The organism is Phycicoccus sp. M110.8 (assembly GCF_032464895.1).
In the GTDB taxonomy this organism is placed as follows: Bacteria; Actinomycetota; Actinomycetes; order Actinomycetales; family Dermatophilaceae; genus Pedococcus.
The window spans coordinates 1702585-1725656 of the sequence record NZ_JAWDIC010000001.1; the positions used below are offsets into that span (position 1 = coordinate 1702585).

General features: G+C 72.8%; 16 protein-coding genes. 4 read left to right on the forward strand and 12 right to left on the reverse strand.

Going from position 1 to position 23072, the window contains the following annotated elements:
* Positions 1-26 precede the first annotated feature (26 nt).
* The gene (locus RKE38_RS08125; protein WP_410055436.1) at positions 27-1424 is read left to right on the forward strand and encodes an MATE family efflux transporter; all 1398 of its coding nucleotides are present in this window, start codon (positions 27-29) and stop codon (positions 1422-1424) included.
* Positions 1425-1534: 110 nt separating this feature from the next.
* On the opposite strand, the gene RKE38_RS08130 is transcribed toward RKE38_RS08125, so the two are convergent.
* From RKE38_RS08130 to RKE38_RS08165, 8 genes are all read right to left on the reverse strand, one after another.
* Positions 1535-3061, reverse strand: coding sequence for a gamma-glutamyltransferase (locus tag RKE38_RS08130; protein WP_316006936.1), 1527 nt, complete (start codon positions 3059-3061; stop codon positions 1535-1537).
* 114 nt (positions 3062-3175) lie between these two features.
* Complete coding sequence (locus RKE38_RS08135; protein WP_316006937.1) at positions 3176-3691, reverse strand: nitroreductase family protein; 516 nt, start codon at positions 3689-3691, stop codon at positions 3176-3178.
* Between the two features lie 175 nt (positions 3692-3866).
* Positions 3867-4313, reverse strand: coding sequence for a 50S ribosomal protein L9 (gene rplI / locus RKE38_RS08140; RefSeq protein WP_316006938.1), 447 nt, complete (start codon positions 4311-4313; stop codon positions 3867-3869).
* A 25-nt stretch (positions 4314-4338) separates the two neighbouring features.
* On the reverse strand, positions 4339-4575 hold the full coding sequence (rpsR, locus tag RKE38_RS08145; protein ID WP_056884210.1) for a 30S ribosomal protein S18: 237 nt from the start codon (positions 4573-4575) through the stop codon (positions 4339-4341).
* 152 nt (positions 4576-4727) lie between these two features.
* Positions 4728-5282, reverse strand: a complete 555-nt coding sequence (locus RKE38_RS08150; RefSeq protein ID WP_316006939.1) for a single-stranded DNA-binding protein — start codon at positions 5280-5282, stop codon at positions 4728-4730.
* Positions 5283-5354: 72 nt separating this feature from the next.
* Positions 5355-5642 carry a 30S ribosomal protein S6 gene (rpsF, locus tag RKE38_RS08155; RefSeq protein WP_310152019.1) on the reverse strand — a complete coding sequence of 96 codons (288 nt, stop codon included), beginning with the start codon at positions 5640-5642 and terminating at the stop codon, positions 5355-5357.
* A gap of 168 nt (positions 5643-5810) precedes the next feature.
* Positions 5811-7232, reverse strand: a complete 1422-nt coding sequence (locus RKE38_RS08160) for a glycosyltransferase 87 family protein (protein ID WP_316006940.1) — start codon at positions 7230-7232, stop codon at positions 5811-5813.
* The gene (locus RKE38_RS08165) at positions 7229-9475 is read right to left on the reverse strand and encodes a transglycosylase domain-containing protein (RefSeq protein WP_316006941.1); all 2247 of its coding nucleotides are present in this window, start codon (positions 9473-9475) and stop codon (positions 7229-7231) included. The genes RKE38_RS08160 and RKE38_RS08165 overlap by 4 nt, the downstream gene beginning before the upstream one ends.
* A 208-nt stretch (positions 9476-9683) precedes the next feature.
* On the opposite strand from RKE38_RS08165, the gene RKE38_RS08170 reads away from it, so the two are divergent.
* On the forward strand, positions 9684-10304 hold the full coding sequence (locus RKE38_RS08170) for a PadR family transcriptional regulator (protein WP_316006942.1): 621 nt from the start codon (positions 9684-9686) through the stop codon (positions 10302-10304).
* 4 nt (positions 10305-10308) lie between these two features.
* Positions 10309-11400 (forward strand): inositol-3-phosphate synthase, encoded by a 1092-nt coding sequence (locus RKE38_RS08175; protein ID WP_316006943.1) that lies wholly within the window; start codon positions 10309-10311, stop codon positions 11398-11400.
* Positions 11401-11568: 168 nt separating this feature from the next.
* Here the strand turns inward: RKE38_RS08175 and RKE38_RS08180 are convergent, their stop codons facing one another.
* Genes RKE38_RS08180 through RKE38_RS08190 form a run of 3 tightly spaced genes read right to left on the reverse strand, consistent with a single transcriptional unit; the run spans position 11569 to position 16575 of the window.
* Entirely contained in the window at positions 11569-14055 is a 2487-nt protein-coding gene (locus RKE38_RS08180) for a transglutaminaseTgpA domain-containing protein (protein WP_316006944.1), read from the reverse strand.
* Positions 14052-15605, reverse strand: a complete 1554-nt coding sequence (locus RKE38_RS08185) for a DUF58 domain-containing protein (RefSeq protein WP_316006945.1) — start codon at positions 15603-15605, stop codon at positions 14052-14054. Before RKE38_RS08185 ends, RKE38_RS08180 begins: the two co-directional genes overlap by 4 nt.
* 1 nt (position 15606) lies before the next feature.
* Positions 15607-16575: an AAA family ATPase gene (locus tag RKE38_RS08190; RefSeq protein WP_316006946.1), complete on the reverse strand. Its 969-nt coding sequence runs from the start codon at positions 16573-16575 to the stop codon at positions 15607-15609.
* Between the two features lie 6 nt (positions 16576-16581).
* Between RKE38_RS08190 and RKE38_RS08195 the strand changes: the two genes are divergently transcribed.
* Positions 16582-16746, forward strand: coding sequence for a hypothetical protein (locus RKE38_RS08195; protein WP_316006947.1), 165 nt, complete (start codon positions 16582-16584; stop codon positions 16744-16746).
* Here the strand turns inward: RKE38_RS08195 and RKE38_RS08200 are convergent.
* Positions 16736-23071, reverse strand: a complete 6336-nt coding sequence (locus tag RKE38_RS08200; RefSeq protein WP_316006948.1) for an Ig-like domain-containing protein — start codon at positions 23069-23071, stop codon at positions 16736-16738. The genes RKE38_RS08195 and RKE38_RS08200 overlap by 11 nt on opposite strands.
* Position 23072: the final 1 nt, after the last annotated feature.

Here is a 23072-nt window from a genome sequence, read left to right on the forward strand (position 1 = left end):
CGCCCCCACGTCGGTACCGTGGCGCGGTGCGCACCGCAGGAGGGGACGTTCCGGAGCAGCCGGGCCCGGAGCAGGACGGCCCCGAGCAGGTCGGCTCGGGCCAGGCCGGCGACGTCCTGCGGCTGGCGGTCCCTGCCTTCCTCGCCCTCGTCGCCGAACCGCTCTTCCTGCTCGCCGACTCGGCGATCATCGGCCACCTCGGTACCGCCCAACTGGCCGGCCTCGGCGTCGCCAGCGCCACCCTCATCACCGCGGCGAACATCTTCGTCTTCCTCGCCTACGGCACCACCTCCATCGTGGCCCGGCAGGTCGGGGCGGGCAGCGAGCGCGGTGCCCTGACCGCAGGGGTGGACGGCACCTGGCTCGCGGTCGGGCTCGGGGCGCTGACCGCCGTCGCGGTGGGCCTGGCCGCCGAGCCGCTGTGCCGCCTCTTCGGGGCCTCGGACGCCGCCATCGACTACGCCGCGACCTACCTGCGGATCTCCGCGCTCGGCATCCCGGCCATGCTCGTCGCGCTCGCCGCGACCGGGGTCCTGCGCGGGCTGCAGGACACGCGCACCCCGCTCGTCGCCTCGGTCGTTGGTTTCACGTCGAACATCGCCCTCAACCTGCTCTTCGTCTACGGCTTCCACTGGGGCATCGCCGGCTCGGCCTGGGGCACCGTGATCGCCCAGACCGGCATGGCCGCCGGGCTCGCGGCCGTGCTCGTCGGCCACGCCCGCCGCGCCGGCGCGACCCTGCACCCCCACCCGGGGCGGGTCCTGCGGGCCGGGCTCACCGGCATACCGCTGCTCGTGCGGACCCTGGCGCTGCGGGCGATCCTCCTGCTCACCACGTGGGTCGCCGCCGGGCTCGGCGACGTGCCGCTCGCGTCGCACCAGGTCGCGACGACGGTGTGGAGCTTCCTGGCCTTCGCGCTCGACGCCCTCGCGATCGCCGCTCAGGCGCTCACCGGCAAGGCGCTCGGGGCCGGTGACGTGGTGGCTGCGCGCTCGGCCACGACCCTGATGCTGCGCTGGGGGGTCTGGGGCGGCGCCGTCCTGGGCCTGCTGCTGCTGGCGGTCCACCGCCTGCTGCCGGCGCTGTTCACCTCGGACCCGGCCGTCCGCTCGGCCCTCGCCGCGGCCCTGGTCGTCGTCGCCCTCGGCCAGCCGCTGGCCGGGTACGTCTTCGTGGTGGACGGCGTCCTCATCGGCGCCGGCGACGGCCGCTGGCTGGCGGGCGCGATGGCCGCGACGCTCGTGCTCTACGCGCCGCTGGCGGTGTGGGTCCACCTCGCCGGCGACGACCTGCTCGCCCACGGGGCGCCGTATGCCGTGACGGTGCTGTGGGTGGTGTTCACGGCGTTCATGGCGATCCGGGCCGCGTTCTTCTGGTGGCGGGTCCGCGGCGACGCCTGGGTCGTCACCGGCGCCTCCCGCTGAGGCTCCCTCCCGCAACCCCTCCGCGGCGACCTCTCGGCACTTGGGTGCCCAGACGGGCGGATTCCCGCCCGTCTGGGCACCCGATCCCGCAGCGGGGACAGGCGCGCAGGTCAGGCGGAGACGCGGGTGGCGGCCTCGCGGCGGGGGTCGCCGGCAGCGGCCAGGGTGCCGCCGGAGTCCCGCCACGCGGCACCGACCCCACCGAAGAACATCGAGCGCGGCCCGTGCGAGTACGCCGGGAGCCCGAGTGCCCCGATGGCGGCCACCAGCGCCTCGTCGTCCTCGTGGTCGACCTGCACGTCCCCGTCGAGCACCCGCACGTGCACCCGTGGGGCGTCGATCGCCTCCTGCACCGGGTCGCCGTGCAGGCAGTGCCGGGCCAGGACCTGCATCAGCGCCGTCGTGATCCGGTCGGCGCCGGGGCTGCCGACGGCGAGCACTGAGCCGTCGTGCGCCCGGGCCACCGAGGGCGCCATGTTCGAGGCGAGCCGGGTGCCGGGCTCGAGGGCGTGCAGGCCGAGCCGGTTGAGCTCGGGCTCGCCGAGGCAGTTGTTGAGCATCATCCCCGTGCCCGGCACGGTCGCCCCCGACCCGTACCCGCTCGAGGCCGTGATCGCGCACACCGTCCCGTCGCTGTCGGCCGCCGACACGTGCGCCGTCGACGAGGACGTGGGCAGGCCCGCGAGGCCGTGACGCTCGACCGCCTCGAGCAGCGCGTACCCGTCCTCCTCCAGGTCGGTCGACAGGTCGTGCACCCGGGTGCGGTAGGTCAGGACCCGCCGCTGCACCTCGACCACCCAGGCCCAGTCCCAGCCCTCGGCCGCTGCGAGCTCGCCCAGCATCACCGCGAGCATCGGGCCGCCCACCGACGGCGGCGGGTTCGTCGCGAGGTCCCAGTCGCCGAGCCGGATCCGCAGCGGGGTGCGCACCTGCGCCCGGTATGCCGTGAGGTCCGCGGCCGTGACCAGCCCGCCGCGCTCATGCATGTCGGCCGCGATCCGGGCGCCGAGGTCGCCGGTGTACAGGCTGCGCGCACCCTCGGCACCGATGTGCTCGAGGGTGGTCGCGAGGTCCGGGTTGCGGACGAGGTCGCCCGCCTGCACCGGGCTGCCGTCCGCCCGGCGCACGAGTGGCCGGGTGTGCGGGTCCCAGCCGAAGACGCTCTCCCCCGTCAGCGCGAGGTAGCTCGCGGCCGCCGCGCCCACGGCATACCCGTCCCGCGCAGCGGTGACGCCCGGGGCCAGGACCTCGCGCCACGGCGCGGTCCCGTGGCGGTCGTGGGCAACCCCCAGGGCCGCGAACGCGCCGGGGGTGGCGACGCTGCCGTGCCCGGCGTACAGGGTGAGCCCGCCGCCGTAGCTGGTGGTGACCTCGCGCAGTCCGGTCCCGAACCGTTCGCGCGGCAGGCCCCGGCCCGGCATCTCGACGTTGCCGTCGACCACCTCGGGTTCGCCGCCGGCAGGCCACACAGTGACGAACGCGCCGCCGAGCACCGACACGATCCCGGGCTCGGTCGTCATCGCCGCGACCATGGCCGCGATGGCTGCGTCCACCGCGTTCCCCCCGGCCGCGGCTGCCGCCATCCCCGCGTCGGCGGAGACCGGACCCGTCGCCGCCACCGCCACCCGCCTGCCCATGCGGACCATCCTGACCCGACCGGTCGGTCCGCGCCACGCCACGACCGCGGGACGGCACGGTCGGCACGGTCGGCAAGGGACGCGCGGGAGCTCAGGGCGTCGCCGCCCTGCCGGTCACCAGGTGCCGCGGTGCACGACCTCGTCGAAGGGTCGCCGGTCCAGCCGGGTGAGCACCGCGAGCGGCTTGTCCGCGGGGTAGCCGACCGACAGCACGTAGGCGAGGAACCGCCCGTCGGGGAAGCCGAGCACCGCCCGCGCCTGGCGCTGGTCCGTGGCCGCGGCGTGCCCCGTCCCGATGCCCAGGTCTGCCGCCGCGACGGTCATCGCGTCGGTGGCCTGGCCCAGGTCGTACTGGAGCAGCCCGGCCTGGCGCTCGTCCTCCGGCTGCGGGGCGACCAGCGCGATGGCGGCGGCCGCCCCCGCCACGTGGCCGGCGCCCTGCCAGACCTTGGCGAGCTCGGCCAGCTGCGCCCTGTCGGTCACGACCACGAAGTCCCACGGCTGCCAGTTGCCGGCCGAGGGCGCGCGCCTGCCCGCGTCGAGGATCCGGTCGAGCGCGTCATCGGGAACCGGCTGGCTGCTGAACCGCCTGACGTTGCGTCTCGCCCGCAGGGCGTCCCACGTCTCCATGGAGTCATGGTGCGCCCGGACGGCGGCAGACGAAAGGGCCCGACCCCCGTGAGGGGATCGGGCCCTTGTCGACCTGGTGTCGTCAGCCCTCGCTCAGCCGGCACTCACCCGGCTGACTCCTCGACCCTGCGGGCCTCCCTCGCCGGAGCTCGGTCGGGTCCTCGGGCCGTCGTCGTCAGCCCGCGACGACGTCGAGCTTGACCGTGGCCTGCACCTCGGGGTGCAGCCGGACGGTCGCCTGGTGCGAGCCCACCGACTTGATCGGGGTGGGGATCTCGATCCGGCGGCGGTCGAGCTCCGGGCCACCGGCAGCCTTGACGGCGTCGGCGACGTCGGCGGGCGAGACCGCACCGAACAGGCGGCCGGACTGGCCGGCGTGGGCGACGACCTTGACGGTGCCGTTCTCGAGGTTGCCCTTGATGGACTTGGCCTCCTCGAGGGTCTTCACCTCGCGGACCTCACGGCCCTTGGCGATGGCGTCGACCTGCTTCTGCCCGCCCTTGGTCCACGCGGTGGCCAGGCCACGGCGGAACAGGAAGTTGCGGGCGTAGCCGTCCTTGACGTCGACGACGTCACCGGCGGTGCCGAGGCTGCTCACCTCGTGCGTCAGGATGACCTTCATGTCAGTTCCTTCCTAGCGCCCGAGCTCAGCGGGACGAGCTGGAGTAGGGCAGCAGCGCCATCTCGCGGGCGTTCTTGACCGCGGTGGCGATGAGCCGCTGCTCCTGGACGGACACACCGGTCACCCGGCGAGCGCGGATCTTGCCGCGGTCGGAGATGAACTTGCGCAGCAGCGCAGTGTCCTTGTAGTCGATGTTCTCGACCTTCGCCGCCTTCAGCGGGTTGGCCTTCTTCTTGGGCTTGCGCACAACGGGCTTGGCCATCGTGGTGCTCTCCTTCGAGTTTCAGGATGAGCCCTGGTTCCCCAGGGATGGTGGTGGTGCTGTCTTGCTGGAGGTATGCCCCGTGCTCACCGCGAGCGGTGCGCCGCCGGCATACCGGGTGATCCGGACCGAGGGGTCAGGCGCCGGGTCGGTCAGAACGGGGGCTCGTCGTAGGACGGGGCCTGGCCCCATCCACCGCCCTGCTGGCCGCCACCCTGCTGCTGGCCGCCCTGGTTGCCACCGGAGGGACCGGTCGCCCAGGGGTCGTCCTGCTGCTGGCCGCCGCCGTAGCCGCCGCCCTGCTGGCCGCCACCGCCGAAGCCACCGCCGCCACCGCCGGAGCGCTGGGTCTTGTTGACCTTGGCCGTCGCGTACCGCAGCGAGGGGCCGACCTCGTCGACCTCCATCTCGATGACGGTGCGCTTCTCGCCCTCCTTGGTCTCGTACGAGCGAGACTTCAGGCGGCCGGTGACGATGACCCGGGTGCCACGCTGCAGCGACTCGGCGACGTTCTCCGCCGCGTCACGCCACACCGAGCAGCGCATGAACAGCGTCTCGCCGTCCTTCCACTCGTTGCTCTGCCGGTCGAACTGCCGCGGCGTCGAGGCCACGGTGAAGTTCGCGACGGCAGCGCCCGAGGGGGTGAAGCGCAGCTCGGGGTCGCCGGTGATGTTGCCGATGACGGTGATGACGGTGTCGCCAGCCATGGAGCGTGTCCCCTGTTCGTGTCAGGTGGTCCGGGTCGCGCGGTGCGGGACCTGGGTTCGGATCGGTGCTGCTCAGGCGCCGGGGCGCAGGAGCTTGGTGCGCATGACCGACTCGTTCAGGCCGAGCTGGCGGTCCAGCTCCTTGGCCGTGGCCGGCTCAGCGGTGAAGTTGACGACGGCGTAGATGCCCTCGGACTTCTTCTTGATGTCGTAGGCCAGGCGACGACGGCCCCAGACGTCGACGTTGTCGACGGTGCCCTTGTCCTTGGTCACGACGGTGAGGAACTTGTCGAGCGAGGGAGCGACCGTGCGGTCGTCCAGCTCGGGGTCGAGGATGACCATCAGTTCGTACTGACGCATGCTGGTAACCCGCCTCCTTTGGTCTGTGGCGGTCACGGTCCTTCCGTGACAGGAGGGTTGCAGTGCGATCCCCCGCCGGCTCGTGCCGTGGGGGAACCTGACAAGGGTACCGGCCCGCGACGACAACTCCGAATCGTTCTCCACAGGCCCGGCCGAGCCGGGCCCGCCTCAGGTGATCCGCACGAGCAGCCGGTCGGGTGCCCCCGCGAAGTCGCCGGCGAGCTCATCGTCGTCCTCCTCGTCGTCGACGTCGTCGACGGCCGCACTGGTGTCCTCACCGGGCGGGGCGTATGCCGTGGGCACGGGTTCACGTCGCGCCGGCACGGCCGCGTGGGTGCGCCAGACCCGGACGACCAGCCAGGCGACCCCGGCCACGCGGAGCAGCAGGAACACGGCATACCAGCCCGGCGGGAGGCCGCGGTTGGGCGTGGACAGTCCCGCGACGTACAGCCACACCATGGCGAAGTGCAGCGCCTCGGCGCCTGCCCACACCAGGTGGTCGCGCCAGCGCAGGCCGCACAGGGCGACCAGCGGCACCAGCCACAGCGACGCCTGGACCGGGAACGCCTTGCCGGTGAGCAGCACGAGGGCCACCAGCACCAGCGACACCTGCGCCAGCGTGGGGCGCGGGCCCGGGCGCAGGGCGAAGACGGTGCCCGCCAGCAGCGCGAGCACGCCGGTGGCGATCGAGAGCAGGGTGGCGAGGCCGGGGGGCAGCGGGTCCAGGCCGACCAGCTGCGGCAGCATCCACACCGAGCCGAGCCCGGGCGCGCTCTGCCACCACACGTCGATGCTGCGCAGGATCGCGCCGGGGTTGCCGAGCAGGAACGGGACCAGCACGACGGCGACGGCGACGACGGCCCCGAGCAGCGCGCGGCCCACCGCGGCGAACCGCCCGGTGCGGACGCCGAGCAGCAGCAGCGCGAGCAGGACGAGCAGCGGGTAGGTGCGGGCCGTGACGGCCAGGCCCAGCAGGACTCCCGCGGCCAGCGGTTGGCGTCGCGCCCACAGCCACAGCCCGGCGCTCACCAGCACCACCCCGAAGAGGTCGACCGACACCATCGCGGCGAGCAGCAGCACCGGGCTGAGGGCGACGTGCGCCGCCAGGGCCGCGTGCCGGGGGCGGGTGGCGGCCGTCAGCCAGACGATGCCGAGCGCGCAGGCCGTGGCCACGACCGCCCAGAGCAGGACGAACCAGCGGGTCTGGTCGAGGAACGCGCCGTCCGGGACCAGTCCGCCCAGCAGCGCGAGCAGGCTCCCGCTGAGCACCGGGTGGTCCGACGTGGTGCCCGATCCGGTGAGGTAGGAGCCGAGCCCGTCGTGCAGGCGGCCCAGCTGGTAGAGCGACGGCAGGTCGGAGAAGCAGCCGTGCCAGAACTGGTCCGACCCCGCCCAGCCCTTCTGGATGCAGTGCGACCGCTGGAGCACCGACAGCGCCATGGTGACCGCCGCCGCGACCAGCAGCGGCAGCACCGTGGCCGGCCACGACGCGGCCCGGGCGGACGCGTGCCGGCCGAGCGGGCCGCCCGCGAGGGCCAGCGCGTCGCCCGGCAGACCCTGGTCCTGCCGCTCCGGGGCCGCCGCCGTCACGGCGCCGCGGTGGTCTGCTGCGGTGTCGCCCCGCCCAGCGTCAGGGTCGTCGGTGGGGGCACCGTCACCGTCGGCTTGCCCGTGCCGTTCGTCTTGGTGGGCGTCGGCGTCGTGGTGGTCGTCGTCGGCGGGGTCGTGGTGGTCGTCGTCGTGGTGGTCGTGGTGGTCGTCGACGACGTGGTGGTGGGCGGCGGCGTGTAGACCTGGTCGTCGCCGAGGCCGGCGCGCTGCGGGAAGTCGATCACCTTCTGGCCCTTGAGCGCAGCGGTCATGAAGTCGGTCCAGATGCGCAGGGGCACCGTGTTGCCGGTGAGCTCCCCGCTCGTCCCCGGACCGAAGATCCCCGGCACGTTGTTCATCGACAGCTCCGTGCCGTTCTTGCCCGAGGAGTAGACGCCGACCGCGGTGGCCAGCTGGGGCGTGAACCCGTCGAACCAGGCGGCCTTGTTGTCGGTCGTGGTGCCGGTCTTGCCGGCGGCGGGACGGCCGAGGTTCTGGGCGTACGTGCCGGTGCCCTGCTTGACGACCTGCTCCATGGCGTCGGTCGCGTCGGCCGTCACGCTCTTGTCGAAGGCCGCCTTGCGGGCCGGCTTGGCCTTGTAGTTGAGGTCGCCGGGGCCGCCGGTGACGCTGCGGATGAAATAGGGACTGGTCCGCACACCCTGCGAGGCGATGGTGGCGTAGGCGTTCGCCATGTCGATGACCTTCACCGAGGAGGTGCCGAGCACGTTGGCGTAGTTGGTCCCGAGCCCCTTGCTCGGCAGGCCCGCGGCGACGGCGGCGTCCTTGGTCTTGTCCGGGCCGACCTTGATGTTGAGCTGGGCGTAGACCGTGTTGACCGAGTGGGCCGTCGCCGTGCGCAGGTCGATGTTCCCGAACTGCTCACCCGGGAAGGGCCCGAAGTTCCGGACCCCACCGCGCCGCAGGAAGTCGGTGGCCGCCGACTTGTCCGCGAACTCCGGGAAGTACTGCGGGCTGCGGCCGTCGAACCTGGTCTTGGTGGAGATCGGCTTGTCCTGGGACAGGGCCGCCAGCAGGGTGAAGGCCTTGAAGGTCGACCCCGCCTGCATCGTCGCGTCGGTCGCGGTGTTGAACTGCTCCTTGCGGTAGTCCGCGCCGCCGTACATCGCGACGACCGCGCCGTCGCCGGGCTTGATCGCCGTCAGCCCGACGCGCAGGCTCTCGGTCCCCTTGCCCTTCGGCATGCGGGCCTTGACCGCGTCGATGGCGGCCTTCTGGGCCCGGGCGTCGATGGTCGTGACGATCCGGAAGCCACCCCGGTCGATGTCCTGGTCGGTGAGCTTGAGCTTGGCCTTGAGCTCGTTCTTGACCAGGGCGGTGATGAAGCCGTTGGGCCCGGACTTGCTCTTGGCCGGCTCGTACTTCACCAGGCTCTTGGTCGGGAACTGGGCCTTGTCACGCTCGGCCTGGGTGATCCAGCCCTTGGTGACCATGCCGTCCATGACGTAGTTCCAGCGCGCCTCGGCGTTGGCCTTCTGCTTCTCCCCCAGGCCCGGGTCGAAGTAGGTCGGGCCCTTGACGACCGAGGCCAGCAGGGCGCCCTCGGAGACGGTCAGCTTGGAGACGTCCTTGCCGAAGTACGCCTTCGACGCGGTCTGGATGCCGTACGCACCGCGGCCGTAGTAGATCGTGTTGAGGTAGTTCTGCAGGATCGTGTCCTTGGACTCCTGCTTGGCGATCTTGATCGAGATGATGATCTCCTTCCCCTTGCGGGAAAGGGTCTGGTCCTGGGTGAGGAAGTAGTTCTTCACGTACTGCTGCGTGATCGTCGACCCCGACTGCACCTCGCCGCCGCGCAGCGTCGCCCAGGCACCGCGCAGGATGCCGGTCGGGCTGATGCCGGAGTTGCTGTAGAAGTCGCGGTCCTCCGCGGACAGGTGCGCCTCCTGGACGGGCTTGGGCACCTGGGACAGCTGGACGTCCTCGCGGTTGATCTCGCTGATCCGGTCGAGCTCGGTCTTGCCGTCGGCGAAGTAGATGATCGACGCCTGCCGGTCGGCGAGCTCGTTCGGCTGCGGCACCTTGACCATCGCGTAGGCGACGAAGAAGGCGATCACGCCGAGGAGGACGCCGGCCAGCGCCACGAGGCCGAGCCGCTTCGCCCAGACCTTCCCGCGGCCACCACGGCCGCGTTGGCCGGTGCTGCGTGGGCTGCTGGACTTCTCCCTGCGGGTGCGCGCCGCCTTGGCGCCGGCCCGCGTACTGGGACGTGAGGAGCTCATCTGACCTTCCCGATCGGCATACGTGCGTGGGGTCGCCCGGGGGCGACCCGGGTCAAGTATGGCCTGCTCTTCCTGTGAGGGCTCGCCCGGCGGAATCGCGCGCGGATATATCGCGCCGATATATCCAGTGCTACGCTTCCCGCCAACCGGTCACCGCGAGGTGGCCGCTGACCCCCCGTTCGTCCGCCGTCCCGTGGAAGGAGGCCCCGTGAGTCGCCGGTCCGAGCTGCTCGAGTTCGCCGTCCTGGGCCTGCTCCACGAGAGCCCGATGCACGGCTACGAGCTGCGCAAGCGGCTCAACGCGGCGCTCGGCGTCTTCCGGGCGCTGTCGTACGGGACGCTCTACCCCTGCCTGCGGGGGCTGCTCGACCGGGGCCTCATCACCGAGGTCGCCGACACCGCCGCGGCGGGGACGGTGGGGTCCAAGCGGGCCCGGATCGTCTACGAGCTCACCGCAGACGGCAAGGAGCACTTCCAGGACCTCGCCAAGGAGGCCGGGCCGACGGCGTGGGAAGACGACACGTTCGACGTCCACCTCGCGTTCTTCGCCCGCACCGAGGCCGAGGTCCGGCTGCGGATCCTGGAGGGCCGGCGCAGCCGGCTCGAGGAGCGGCTGGCGACCATCCGGTCGGCGTCCGCGAAGAACCGCGAGCGCCTCGACGCGTACACCACCGCGCTGCAGCAGCACGGTGAGGACGCCGCCGAGCGCGAGGTCCGCTGGCTCAACGAGCTCATCACCGCGGAGCGGAACATCCCCGCGTCCACCCCGCGGTCCACCCCGGCCGGCAGCCCCGCGGCCACCAACCCCATCACAGGAAACAAGGAGTAACCCCATGGGATCCGTGCGCGTCGCCATCGTCGGCGTCGGCAACTGTGCCAGCTCGCTGGTGCAGGGTGTCGAGTACTACAAGGACGCCGACCCGGCCGGCACCGTGCCTGGCCTCATGCACGTCCAGTTCGGTGAGTACCACGTCAAGGACGTCGAGTTCGTCGCCGCCTTCGACGTGGACGCCAAGAAGGTCGGCTTCGACCTGTCCGAGGCGATCAACAACTCCGAGAACAACACCATCAAGATCGCGGACGTCCCGCCGACCGGTGTCACCGTGCAGCGCGGCCACACCCTCGACGGCATCGGCAAGTACTACGCCATGACCATCGAGGAGTCCGACGCCGAGCCCGTGGACGTCGTCCAGGTGCTCAAGGACACCCAGGCCGACGTGCTCGTCTCCTACCTGCCGGTGGGCTCCGAGGACGCCGACAAGTTCTACGCCCAGTGCGCGATCGACGCGGGTGTCGCGTTCGTCAACGCGCTCCCGGTCTTCATCGCCTCCGACCCGGAGTGGGCGGCGAAGTTCGAGGCGGCCGGCGTGCCGATCATCGGCGACGACATCAAGAGCCAGGTCGGTGCCACCATCACCCACCGCGTCATGGCCAAGCTGTTCGAGGACCGCGGCGTCACGCTGGACCGCACCTACCAGCTCAACGTCGGCGGCAACATGGACTTCAAGAACATGCTCGAGCGCGAGCGCCTCGAGTCCAAGAAGGTCTCCAAGACCCAGGCCGTCACCTCCAACCTGACCGGCCCGCTGGCCGACAAGAAGGACGACCGCAACGTCCACATCGGCCCGTCGGACTACGTCGCGTGGCTCGACGACCGCAAGTGGGCGTACGTCCGCCTCGAGGGCCGCGCGTTCGGCGACGTGCCGCTGAACCTCGAGTACAAGCTCGAGGTCTGGGACTCCCCGAACTCGGCCGGCATCATCATCGACGCCATCCGTGCGGCGAAGATCGCCAAGGACCGCGGCATCGGCGGCGCGCTGCTCAGCGCCTCGTCCTACCTCATGAAGTCCCCGCCCGTGCAGCGCGAGGACACCGAGGGCCGCGCCAAGCTCGAGGCCTTCATCGCCGGCACCGAAGAGCGCTGACCGCGCTGCTCGGCTGAGCAGACCGCACACGCCGAAGGGCGCCTCCCGCACTGGTTGCGGGAGGCGCTCTCGCGTATGCCGGGTGCCCACCCCTCCCCGACTTCGGGCCACTGGACCCCCGACCAGACGGCCCGGACCGGGGTCGGGTGGCCCGAAGTGCGAAAGGGGTCAGGCGGGCTGGGGCTCGCGGTCGGTCGTACGCGCCGCCTCACCCGGGCCCGCCGGTCCGGGAGGTGCCCCCTTGGCCGTGCGCGCCGGACGGGCCGGGCCCTTGCTGAACAGGGGGCGCAGGTCGACGTCGGAGCGCAGGCGGCGCCAGAAGTCGGCGTTCGCGCGCAGGTCCGAGCGCGCCTCGTTCGTGGCCGCCCAGTACGCCGCGGCGTCGGCGTCCGAGGGCACGCCCGGTCCGAAGACGAGCGAGTTGGCCGACACCGCGAGCGGTCGCGTGTCGACCGGCCCGGAGATCGCCGCCGCCTGCTCCAGCCGGGTGGCCCGCCGGGGCGGGTGGTGGCCGTAGGAGCGCGCGCTGGCGACGAGGTCGCTCCACGCCCAGGCGACCCGGGCCGGTGTGGGACCGCGGGTCGCGTGCCGGCGTCGGCGCCACGCCTTGAGCCCGCGGACCAGCCAGTAGAGCACCGTGAGCACGAGCAGCGGCAGCAGCACGTAGAGCACGAGCACCCGCAGCCACCACGGCCAGGACGAGGGGTCGAGCAGCTTCTTCGGCGGCTTCTTGAGGTTGGTGGCGTTCTGCGCCTGGTCCGGCCCCTGCAGCACGCTCGGCGGGTTGCTGCCCGGCGGCGGCGGCACGAGCGCGCCGACCTTGCGGTCCTGGACCTTGGTCTGCAGCTCCTTGGGCTTGCGGTCGCGGTCGGGCAGGAAGTTGTCCTGCAGCACCGGCACCCACGTCCCGGTGGCGTCGCGGACCTCGACCCAGGCGTGCACGTCCTTGCCCTGCACCTGCCCGGAGGCCGGAACGATCGCGCCCATGACGACCCGGGTCGGGATGCCGAGGCGGTTCCCGACGAGGGCGAGGGTCGCGGCGTACTGCTCGTCGTCGCCGGCGAGCTGCGGGATGGAGGTGAACCGCGAGAGCCGGCCGATGCTGTGGCCCGGCAGGTAGAACCGCTCGACCGAGTTCTCCGTGCCGCCGTCGGTGTAGGCGCCCTCGGACTGCATCACCCGCGCGACGGAGCGGAACTGCGCCCAGGGGTCGGGCTCCTCACCGGTCCAGGCGTCGAGCTTGGCGTCGAGGAACGAGGTGTCGGTGCCCTCGGTGAGCGAGCCGGTCGAGGTCGACAGCGACTGCGGCATCCTCGCGACCGTCTGCGGGACGAGCGCGGTGAACGTGTAGGTGTCGCCCGCCTCGAGCCGGGCCGGGACCAGCGCGGTGTTGGTGTCGACGTTGAGCCACAGCTGGGAGGCCAGCGCGTCCTGCCGGGCGCCGGTGAACCGGAAGCCCGTCACGGTGCCGGCGGTCGGGAGCCACACGTCGCTGTACCCGCCGTCGGGCACGGTGACCGTCACCGTCGTGGGGCGGCCGGGGCCCTGCGCCGCGACGGTGCGGCCCACCTGCTGGAACGACGCCCCCGGCACCACCGACCCGCTGTTGGCCCGGCTCGCCGCGCCCCAGACGGAGCCGTCGTAGGAGTCGAGGGTGGCGAACCGCAGCGGGGTGCCGGCGGGCAGGCCGCGCACGTCGAGCACGGGCGTGTTGTAGAGGTCCGCCTTGTTGGGCTCGGTGTACTTGCGGAAGCCGGCCAGCGGGCTCGCGAACGCGGCGATGTCGATCGGCGGCGTCACGTGCGCTCGGGCCACCAGCCGGGGGTTGGCGTCGCCACCGGGCAGGTGCGGCCCGACGACGAGGCCGGCGACCGCCGCCAGGGCGACCAGGCCGGTGCCCACCCCGAGCCGCGTGGTGCGGCCGGCACCGTTCTGCAGCGGCGCGCGAGTGCGCGCGGAGCGCTCGACCATCCAGCCGATCGCCACGACGGCGAACCCGACACCCTGCACGGCGAGCGCCGCCGGCTCGAGGGTCCCGAGCACGATGACCAGGCCGAGCACGGCCAGCGGTGCCAGCACCACGGCATACGGCGAGCGCAGGCGGCGCGCGACGGCGTAGGTGACGGCCCCGCCGACCAGGCCCACGGCCCAGGGCAGCGCGTGCAGCTCGGCGGTCGCGTCGACGGGCGGCAGGAGCGTGACGAGCCGCTTCCAGCCGTGGACCGCCGTCTGCGCCAGGTCGGCGAACGTCCGCAGGCTCGGCACGACCCCACCGACGAGGTCGCCCCGGACGGCGAACGGGCCCCCGAGCAGGAAGTACGCCACGACGACCGCTGCCAGCGTGACGGCGGCGGGCAGCCGCAGGGCGGCGGTGACGTGCGCGAGGAGCAGCCCCACCACGAGTCCGCCGGCCGCGGCCAGCACCCAGGCGTACCCGGCGAAGTCGGTGCGGAAGCCCAGCAGGGCCAGGCCCACGAGGACGACGGTGAAGGCGGCGTCGACGAGCGCGTACCGGCCGGGCACCAGCCCGCGCCCCTCGGCGTCGGCGCGTGCCCGGGCGCGGGTGACCGTCCACGACCGGGCACGGGTCAGCCCCGGCGCCGTGCGGTCGCGGTGCGGGCCGGTGGGACCGCTGGGGTATGCCGTGTCGCTCACGTGAGTGCCCCGCTCGCGAGGACGGCGCGCAGGTCCTGGATGCGCCGGATGTTGAGGCGGACGACCCCGCCGATGTGCCGGACGCCGGTCTCCTGCATGGCGTCGATGGTCAGGACCACCTTGGTGACCTCCAGCTCGAACCGGTCGAGGGCGCGCTGGGCCTCGATGAACGGGCGGCGGGGGCCGGTCACGAGCACGGCGATGGAGGTGTCGGGCGCGAGGGCCAGGGCCTCGCCGCACTGGGCGTAGAGGTCGGAGCTGCCCAGGGTGACGCGCGCGAACGCGTCGAGGGTGAGGGAGGCGGTGGTCCGGGAGACCTTCTCGGCCCGGCAGACGACCGTCGTGTCCTTGTCGTCGAGGATCGAGCGGCGGGCGAGCGAGGCGGCGGCGGAGATGGCGGTCTCGACCTCGTCCTCGCCACCCTCGTAGTGCTCCGGGTCGGCGTCGACGACGAGGCACAGGTGCGAGCGCCGCGTGTCGAGGAACTGCCGGACGAGCAGCCGGCCCGCCTTGGCCGAGGAGCGCCAGTGGATGTAGCGCCGGTCGTCACCGGGCTGGTACTCGCGCAGGGCGTGGAAGGCCAGGTCCGACATCGACAGGTCCTGGGTGGTCTCGCCCTCGAGGTCGCGGAGCAGGCCGGCCCCGAGCGACTCCAGCGACACGGTCCGCGGGTGGACGTACAGGTCGGTGACGTCGGTCCACTGCTCGGTGCGGCGCACGAGCCCGAGCGGGTCGCCCTGGACGGTCGAGGCAGGACCCACCGGGATGACCCCACGGCGGTGGGTGGGCACGACGAAGAGCTCCTCGTGCTCCTTGCCGGCGGCCAGGGTGGGCAGGGTGAACCGGGCGGCGGAGACGCCGACCGGCAGCTCGACGACGACGGGCAGCATCGGGCGCTTGCTGGCGTTCGCGACGGTCACCCGCCCGGTCGCCGGCTCCCCGACGCTCACCCGCACGGGCTCGAGCTCGGTGGTGATCCGCACCCGGGTGCGACCGAGCGCGAGCAGCAGACAGGCCAGCCACAGGACGAGGCAGGCGGCGGCGAGCATCAGGAGCTCGGTCCAGCCGGTGCGCACGCCGACGACCCAGCCGACGACACCGAGGGCGAGCACGGCCCACCCGAGGGCCGCGACCCAGCGCGCCGTGTCGAGCACCGGGCTCCAGGCGCCACGGGTGCGGTCGCGCACGTCCGCCGCCCGCGTACCCACCTGGGCGCTGACCCGGTCCAGCCTCGCGCGGGCGGCCGGCGGGAGCACCACACCGGCCGTTCCGCCCGCCCTGCCGGTCGTGCCGAACGACGGCAGCGACACCGAGGGGCGCGGGATGGACCGCAGCGAGGGCACACGCCGCGCGCCCGAGGGCGCGGCACCGGCACCAGCACCGGCACCGCGCGCAGCCCTGCGAGGGGCACCGCCACCGCGGGCAGCCTTGCGGGCGGCACCGGCACCGCGCGCACCCGAGCGGGCGCGCAGCTCGGCACGGCTGACCGTCCGCTCCTCCGGAGCGGGGTCGGGCGGGGGTCCGGGAGCCGGACCGGTGGACTGGGACATGTCAGGCGACGCGCTCGACCGGCGGCTCGACCTCGCCGAGGACCTGGGTGATGACCTGATCCACGGTGACGTTCGCGAACTGCGCCTCGGCCGTCAGCAGCAGGCGGTGGCACAGCACCGGCTGGGCGAGGGCCTTGATGTCGTCGGGGATGACGTGCGTGCGACCCTGGCTGGCCGCCCACGTCTTGGCACAGCGGATGAAGGCGAGGCAGCCGCGGACCGAGAGGCCGAGCTTGACCGACACGTGCCGCCGGGAGGCCTCGGCGATCTGCGAGACGTAGGCGAGGATCGCGGGGTCGACGTGGATCTCGTCGGCGAGCGCGGCCATGTCGGTGACGACGCTGCTGGTGACCACGGCGGACAGCGACCCGGCGCGGTCACGCACCTTGGCGTCGCGCAGGACGGCGACGGTGGCCTCGACGTCGGGGTAGCCCAGGCTCGTCTTCATGAGGAACCGGTCGAGCTGCGCCTCGGGCAGCCGGTAGGTGCCGGCCTGCTCGATCGGGTTCTGGGTGGCGATGACCATGAACGGCCTGCCGGCCTCGTGCCGCACGCCGTCGACGGTGACGTGGGCCTCCTCCATGACCTCGAGCAGGGCCGACTGCGTCTTCGGCGAGGCGCGGTTGATCTCGTCGGCCAGCACGATGTTGGCGAAGATCGGGCCCGGGTGGAAGTCGAACGTCTGCCTGCTCGGGTCATAGATCGTCACGCCCGTGACGTCGCTCGGCAGCAGGTCGGGCGTGAACTGGATCCGGTTGTTGGTGCCCTGCACGGTGCTCGCGAGCGCCCGGGCCAGCTGCGTCTTGCCGGTGCCCGGGAAGTCCTCGAGCAGGATGTGCCCCTCGGACAGCATGCAGGTCACCGCGAGCCGGATGACGTGCTCCTTGCCGAGCACCGCCTTCTCGACGTTGCCCACCATCTGGCGGAAGGCCTGCTCGAACCACTGGGCCTGGTCCTGGGTGACGGTCATCGCTGCGTGTCTTCCTTCGGGGTCGTGGTGCGAGGGTTCGTGGTGCGAGGGGTCGTGCTGCGGGAGTTCGTGGCGGTCCCCGGGTTCGTGGCGGTGCCCGGGTTCGGGGCGGTGCGCGGGTGCGGGGCGGTGCGCGGGTGCGGGGCGGTGCGCGGGTGGATCACCATGTGATGCTGTCCCTCACTCCGCCCGTGCACGAGGCGGTGACGGTATGGCCTGAGTAGCCGTAGAAGTTGTTGCTCTCCTTGTAGTTGTTCGGCCCGAGCGTGAGGTCGTACCAGCCGCTGACCGACTGCCCGTCGGCGGTGAAGGAGCACGTCACGCGGGTGCCGCCGGGGTAGTTGGCGGTGCGCACCGCGATCCACCGGCAGGCCGAGGACGTGCAGGACCCGTTGCCGGTGTTGCACGAGCGCTGGCTGCAGGTCTGTCCCTTGAGGACCGTGACGCTCGGTTTCACCGGCGCCGCCTCGGCCTGCTGCGTCATGGTCAGCGCGTTGTCCGACCAGCCGGCCGCCGAGTATGCGAAGACCTTCACCGTCCAGCTCTGGGAGTAGTTGCCCGTGAAGGAGATCGACGTCTTCGCCGAGCCGTAGACCGTGCCGTTGATCTTGACCTGGGTGATCGCCCGCCCGTTGGTCGGCAGCGACCAGGAGAAGTTCACCGTCTTGCCCGAGGCCGAGTGCCGGCCGTTGTTCGGCGTCGGCGTCGGCCCGTACGGGCGGATGGTCACGGCGGTGGACCAGGGTCCGGCCCGGCCGGCGGTGTTGATGCCGCGGACCTTGAGCCCGTAGCCGGAGGCACTGACCGGGAGGTTCGCGTTCGTGGTGAGGTCGGGGGTACGGGCCCCCTCGGGGCACGCGCAGGAGACGATCCCGCTCTTGCCGCCGGCCGACCACTCGACTGCCTTGTAGCCGTTGGCGTTGGACTCGTTCAGCACGACGCTGAACTGCGCCTTGTAGTTCGGCGAGTCCGTCCTGGCCTTGAGCCCGGTCGGCGTCGTCGGGAACCCGGTGGGCTTGATCGTCGACACGTTCGCCTTGGCCGACTCGTTGGAGGCGCCGTTGGTGGCCGTGACGACGTAGCCGTAGGTCTCGCCCGAGTAGCTCACCCCGTCGTCGCGGAAGAACGTCGTCCCGGGTGAGGTCGTCCCCCGCTTGGTCCACGCGCCCGTGCCGGTGCGCCGGTAGACGGTGTAGCCCACCAGCGTCGGGCCGTTCGGGGCCACGGGGTTCCAGTTCACGTCGACCGAGCTGCTGGTGGCGCCCTGGGCGGGGGCCGGCGTCGTGAGGGTCGGGGCACCGACGGCCTGCGGCGTGCCGGCCGACTGCAGGTCGGCGGAGGGGCCGTAGGGGCCGGCGCCGAGCCGGTTCACCGCGCGCACCGAGACCCGCTGCACGTGGTCGTTGACGAGCCCGGCGATGCGGGCCTGCGTGCCCGGGGCCGTGACGCTGGTGCGCTTGGCCGAGCCGGTGGTCGTGTCGACCACCTGCACCTGGTAGCTGCTGACCGGGCTGCCCTTGCGGGGCGGCTCGGTCCAGCCGACCACGAGGTAGCCGTCGCCGCGGGACACCATGTGCACGCCCGTGACCGGGTTGGGCAGGGTGTCGGGCTCGACCGGGGCGGACGGGCCCGCCTTGGGTCCCTCGCCGACGCCGTTCGTGGCGCTGACCGAGAACGTGTACTGCTGCCCGTCGGTGAGGCCGGGGACGGTGCACGGTGACGCCGAGCACTGCTGGGGGCCCGGGGCGCCAGGACCCGTGGTGTAGACGGTGTAGGAGGTGATCGGCGACCCGCCGTCGAACGTCGGCGGGGTCCAGGACACGCGGGCCGTGCCGCCGTTGACCCGGTCGGCGGTCGCCGACACGCCGCCCGGCGCGAGCGGCCGGCCTAGCACGCTGATGGTCCCGCGGCCCACGGCGTTGCGGCCCGGACCGTCGGAGACCGACACCTCGACGACGCCCTTGCCCGAGGAGTCGGGCCCGGCAGTCACCGTGACCGAGCAGCCGGACGCGCTGGCCGTGAGCTGCTTGCCGCTGACGATGCGCGCGGCCCCGACGGTGCAGGACGGCTTGTCCAGCGGGGAGTCGAGGTAGCCGTGCAGGTCGACCGTCTGGGACGAGCCGGCCTTGAGCCCGTCGACCGCGAACGGCCGCACCCGCGGCGGTGGCGCCGTCTGCAGGGGGTTGCCCTGCTGGTCGACCGCGGCCTTGGCCGGGTCGGTGTCGAGCCCGAGGACGGTGACCCGGATGTAGGACGGCGAGCCGTTCTCGGGCTGCACCCGCACCCGGCCGCCGACGCTGCTCGGGGCGTCACGCCCGGCGCGCAGGACGACCTCCCGGCCGCCCGTGCCCGCCTGCTCCAGGTCGACGCCCTTGGACTCGGGGTCCCAGCCGGCCTGGTACTTCACCTGGTCCGCGGTGAGGCCCGGCGGCAGCCAGGCGTGGCACAGGGTCGGGATGTCGAGGGAGCGGGGTCGGCCGGCCGCGGTGAGGCTCACCGAGAAGTCCGGGCAGGTCAGCAGCGGCACCTTCGGCCCAATCTGGACCGGGATCGAGACGTATGCCGTGCGGGCGTCGGTCTGCTGCGCGTTCTCCTTGTCGGTCACCTCGAGCAGCACCGCGCCCGGGCCGACGTACCCGTTGGACGACGTCAGGGTCAGGGTGTTGCGGCCGTCGTTCTCCACCGCGAGGTTCCCGGCCGGGGACGCGCTGAGGGTGTCGGGGGTGGTGAGCGACACGACCCGCGCCCGCGGTGACTTCACGTAGTCGCCGATCGCGACCGTCTTGGTGGAGTCCTTGCCCATCTCGATGAGCGAGCCGTCGGCGACGAACGGTGCGCCGTTGCTGCCGGTCGGCACGTAGATCAGGGCCATCGCGGTCTCGCCGTCGGCGTCCTCGATGACGTAGGGGACGGTGTGCGGGTGGTCCAGGACGCGCACCCGGACCTTGTTGCCCTCGACGACCCCCTCGGGGGACAGGGTGCGCACGATCCGCAGCTCGCTGTGGTCGCCGTCGACGTCGCGGTCGTTGGCGAGTGCGTCGACCAGGGTGGTCTGCTCGTCCGCCTTGGGCTTGGCGACGTCGTCCACCGCCACCGGGCGGTTCTTCCAGCCCTTGACCGGGACGACCGCGATCGTCGACCGGGACGGGTCGAAGACGCCATTGTCGATGCCGTACGTCAGCCGGCGCGGGCCGTCCGCCACCGGCGGGACGGTCGTGCGGAAGGTGCTCGCCCCGGCGTCGATGCGCCACTTCGCCAGCTCGCCGGCGGGGTTGAGGTCCTTGTACGTCAGGTCGACGACGTCGCCGCGGGCGATGAGGTCGTTCTCGGTCGGGTCGATGGTGACGGTCTTGCCGGGGGCGGCACGGACCTCGTCCTCGACGGCGACGGGGGGCTGGGGGTCACCCGGCTGGACGACCCCGATCCGCACGAAGCCGGTGCTCTCCGCGCCGTAGCGGTCGGCGACGCGGTAGTGCAGCACCTCGGTGCCCGCCGCCCGCGGGTACGCCTCGTACTTGATCGTGGAGGCGCCGAACCCCGTGACCCGGCCCAGCGACAGCTCGACCGGCCCGCCGTCCTCGCCCTCGATGCCCTGCACCGTGACGCTGTCGCCGTCGGGGTCGACCCCGGACGTGGGCACGGTGATCGTCAGCGGCTCGCCGGCGACGACGCTGGCGGAGAAGCTGCGCGCGGTCGGCGCCTGGTTGGGGCTCGTCGGACCGGGCGGGGGCTTGACGGTGACGGTGACACGGGCCGACTGCTCCTTGCTCTTGTCGCCGATCGGGTACGCGCCGTACTCGATGGTGACGACCTTCTCCGCCGCGATCGGCTTGGTCGTGTCGGGCACGTAGCGCAGCACGTTCCCGGACGCGAACGCGTCCTGCGCCTCCCCGCCGAGGACCTTCACCGAGTCGGGGTCGAGCACGAGCGGGACGCCCTCGGCCATCGAGTCGTTGTCGAGGACCGGCACGGTCACGGTGTCCCCGTAACGCACGACCGCGGTGTCGTCCTGCACGATCGGCAGGGCGCTGTCGTCGGCCGGCCGCTGGGTCACGGTGAGCTCACCGGTGGAGAACTTGCGCCCGTCGCTGACGACGTAGCGCACCGTGCCGGTGCGGGGTGCGCTGCCGGTGTACGGCTCGAGCGCCTCGACCCGCACCCAGCGCCCCTGGTAGATCGACGGGCGCAGCCAGTCGCTGTCGGCGTCGGTGGAGACGCTGCGGGTCACCAGCACGTCGGCCCGCGGCGAGTAGTCGTTGGCGAGGACGTCGGCCATGACCGGCGTCTGCTCGCGCACGGTGGCCGAGTCCCCGTTGGCCACGGGCGGGGCGTCCGGGTCGGGGTTCTCGATGAGGTCGACGCGGATCCGGCCGGGCGCGACCCCCTGCCCCACCTGCGCGGCATACGTCAGCTGGTAGGTCCCCTTGGCGGAGCCGGTGATGGTCACGACACCGGTGTCGAGCTCGGTCTGCACGGTGAGCGAGCCCTGCGAGCGCACCTCGGTGGCCAGGCGCATCCGGGCGTCCGGCTCCTGCGGGTCGGCGCCGGCGATGTCGTTGCCGAGGGGCTCGATCTGCAGCGGCTTGCCGACCACGCCGCGCACGACGTCCGGCTGGGTGCCGGGGGCGCGGAACTTGGAGTCCTTGCCGAGCACGTTGAGCGTCACCTTGGCCTTGGTGCGGGCACCGTGGTCGTCCTCGACGGTGTAGTCGACCGCCTCGGACCCCGCCTTCTGGCCGGCGCGCACGACGAGCCGGCCGAGGCCGTCGACGAGGCTGCCGGAGTCGGTGGGGGCCACCGAGACCGGGTCGCACTCGGGGTCACGCCAGTCGCCGAGGACCTGCAGCGGCAGGCGCCCGCCCGCCACGACGGGGTATGCCGTGGTGGCGATCTTGGCCTGCCCGTCACGCAGCGTGGGGGGCGAGTTGACCGAGTCGTCGACCACGGTGACCGAGACGGTGGCCTGGGCGTGCGGCGCCGAGGTGCCGTTGTTGACCTTGTAGGAGAGGGAGAACGAGCGCGCCTGCGGCCTGGCCGGGACGGTGATGTCGATGCTCTGCCCGTCGCCGGCGACCGTCGTGACGACGCCGGGGACGTTGGGCGTCGTCACCTCGTCGGGCGCGATGGCCAGGATCGAGCCCGCGCTGTCGGTGTCGTTGTCGAGGACGTGCAGCTTGGAGGTGCGCCCCGCCCGGACCTTGTAGGTGTCCGGCTCCGCCTTGGGCGGCTGCGGGGTGCTCGTGTCGTCGACGACGTTCTTGTCCTTGTTCTTGGAGTTGTCGTCGGTCTGGCTCGGGGGGACGACCGAGTCCCAGTTGTCGACCTTGAGCGGCTTGGAGTCCAGGTCCCAGGCATCGCCGGTGTCGAGGTCGTTGAGCACCACGAGGCCGTGGTTGGTGCGCAGGGCCATGCCGTCGCGCAGCGGCACGTCGCCGGGCCGGGTCAGGGTGCCGGCCGAGGTCGCGTCGTCCTGGCCGCAGTTCACGCCGTAGTACGCCTCGGCCGTCCGGGCCCACGCGCCGTGGACGCACGACCCGAGCCGCAGGGGCCGGCTGACCATCGGCGACTCGGCCGCGCCGGTGGCGTTGGGCAGGCGGATACCGCCCTGGTCGGGCTGCCCGCCGAGGCCGATGACCCGCACCTCGGTGGCCGTCTCGAGCGCGACCGAATCCGAGGCCGGACCCGCCTGCTGGAGCGCGGCGTAGGCCAGCGACCCGGTGCGCCGGACGCCGCCGGCCACGGGCGCGTCGAGACCCTGCGCGAACAGCTGGTCGTCCACCGGGTCGTACACGACCCAGCGGGTGCCGACCGCGGTGATGTCCACGGCACTGGCCCGCAGCTTGATCCGCGAGGTGACCGGCTTGCCGAAGGAGTCGCCGGCCGCGGGGATCGTCACGACGGTGCCGGTGGCCGCGGAGACGGCGTGCACGCCGCCGGTGACGTCGACGGTCACGGCGGCGACGGCACCGACCTTGGCGACCGGGTCGGCGGTCGTCGACAGGTCGAGCCCCTGCAGCGGCCCCGAGGTGCCGACGCGCTGGGCCCAGACCTTGCCCGACGTCGGGTCGACCATGGCGACGGTGCCGCCGCGCAGGTCGACGGTCGGGGGGACGTACTCGTTCGCGACCCGCTTGGTGCGGGCCGGGTAGGTGACGGCCGCCGAGGAGTCGAGGCGGCCGGTCTGGGGGTCGATGGGCAGGAGCTGGTTCGTCGCGAGGCTGGCACCGAGGACGGCGGACCCGTCCTGCAGCACGTCCAGGCCCGAGCCGGGCGTGACGTTGGCCTGCACGCCCGCGTCGAACTGCTTGGCGGCCTTGTTCATCCGCGCGAACTGGGCGTGGTTGGTCGCCGAGACCCACACCCCGCCGTCGTTGAGGTCGGCCTCGTGGACCGTCTCGCCCTTGGACTGCACCGCGAAGAAGGTCAGGCTGGCAGCAGCCAGCGCGACCACGACCCCCGACGCGATGCCCGCCCTCCGGTGGAACACCGGGCTCATG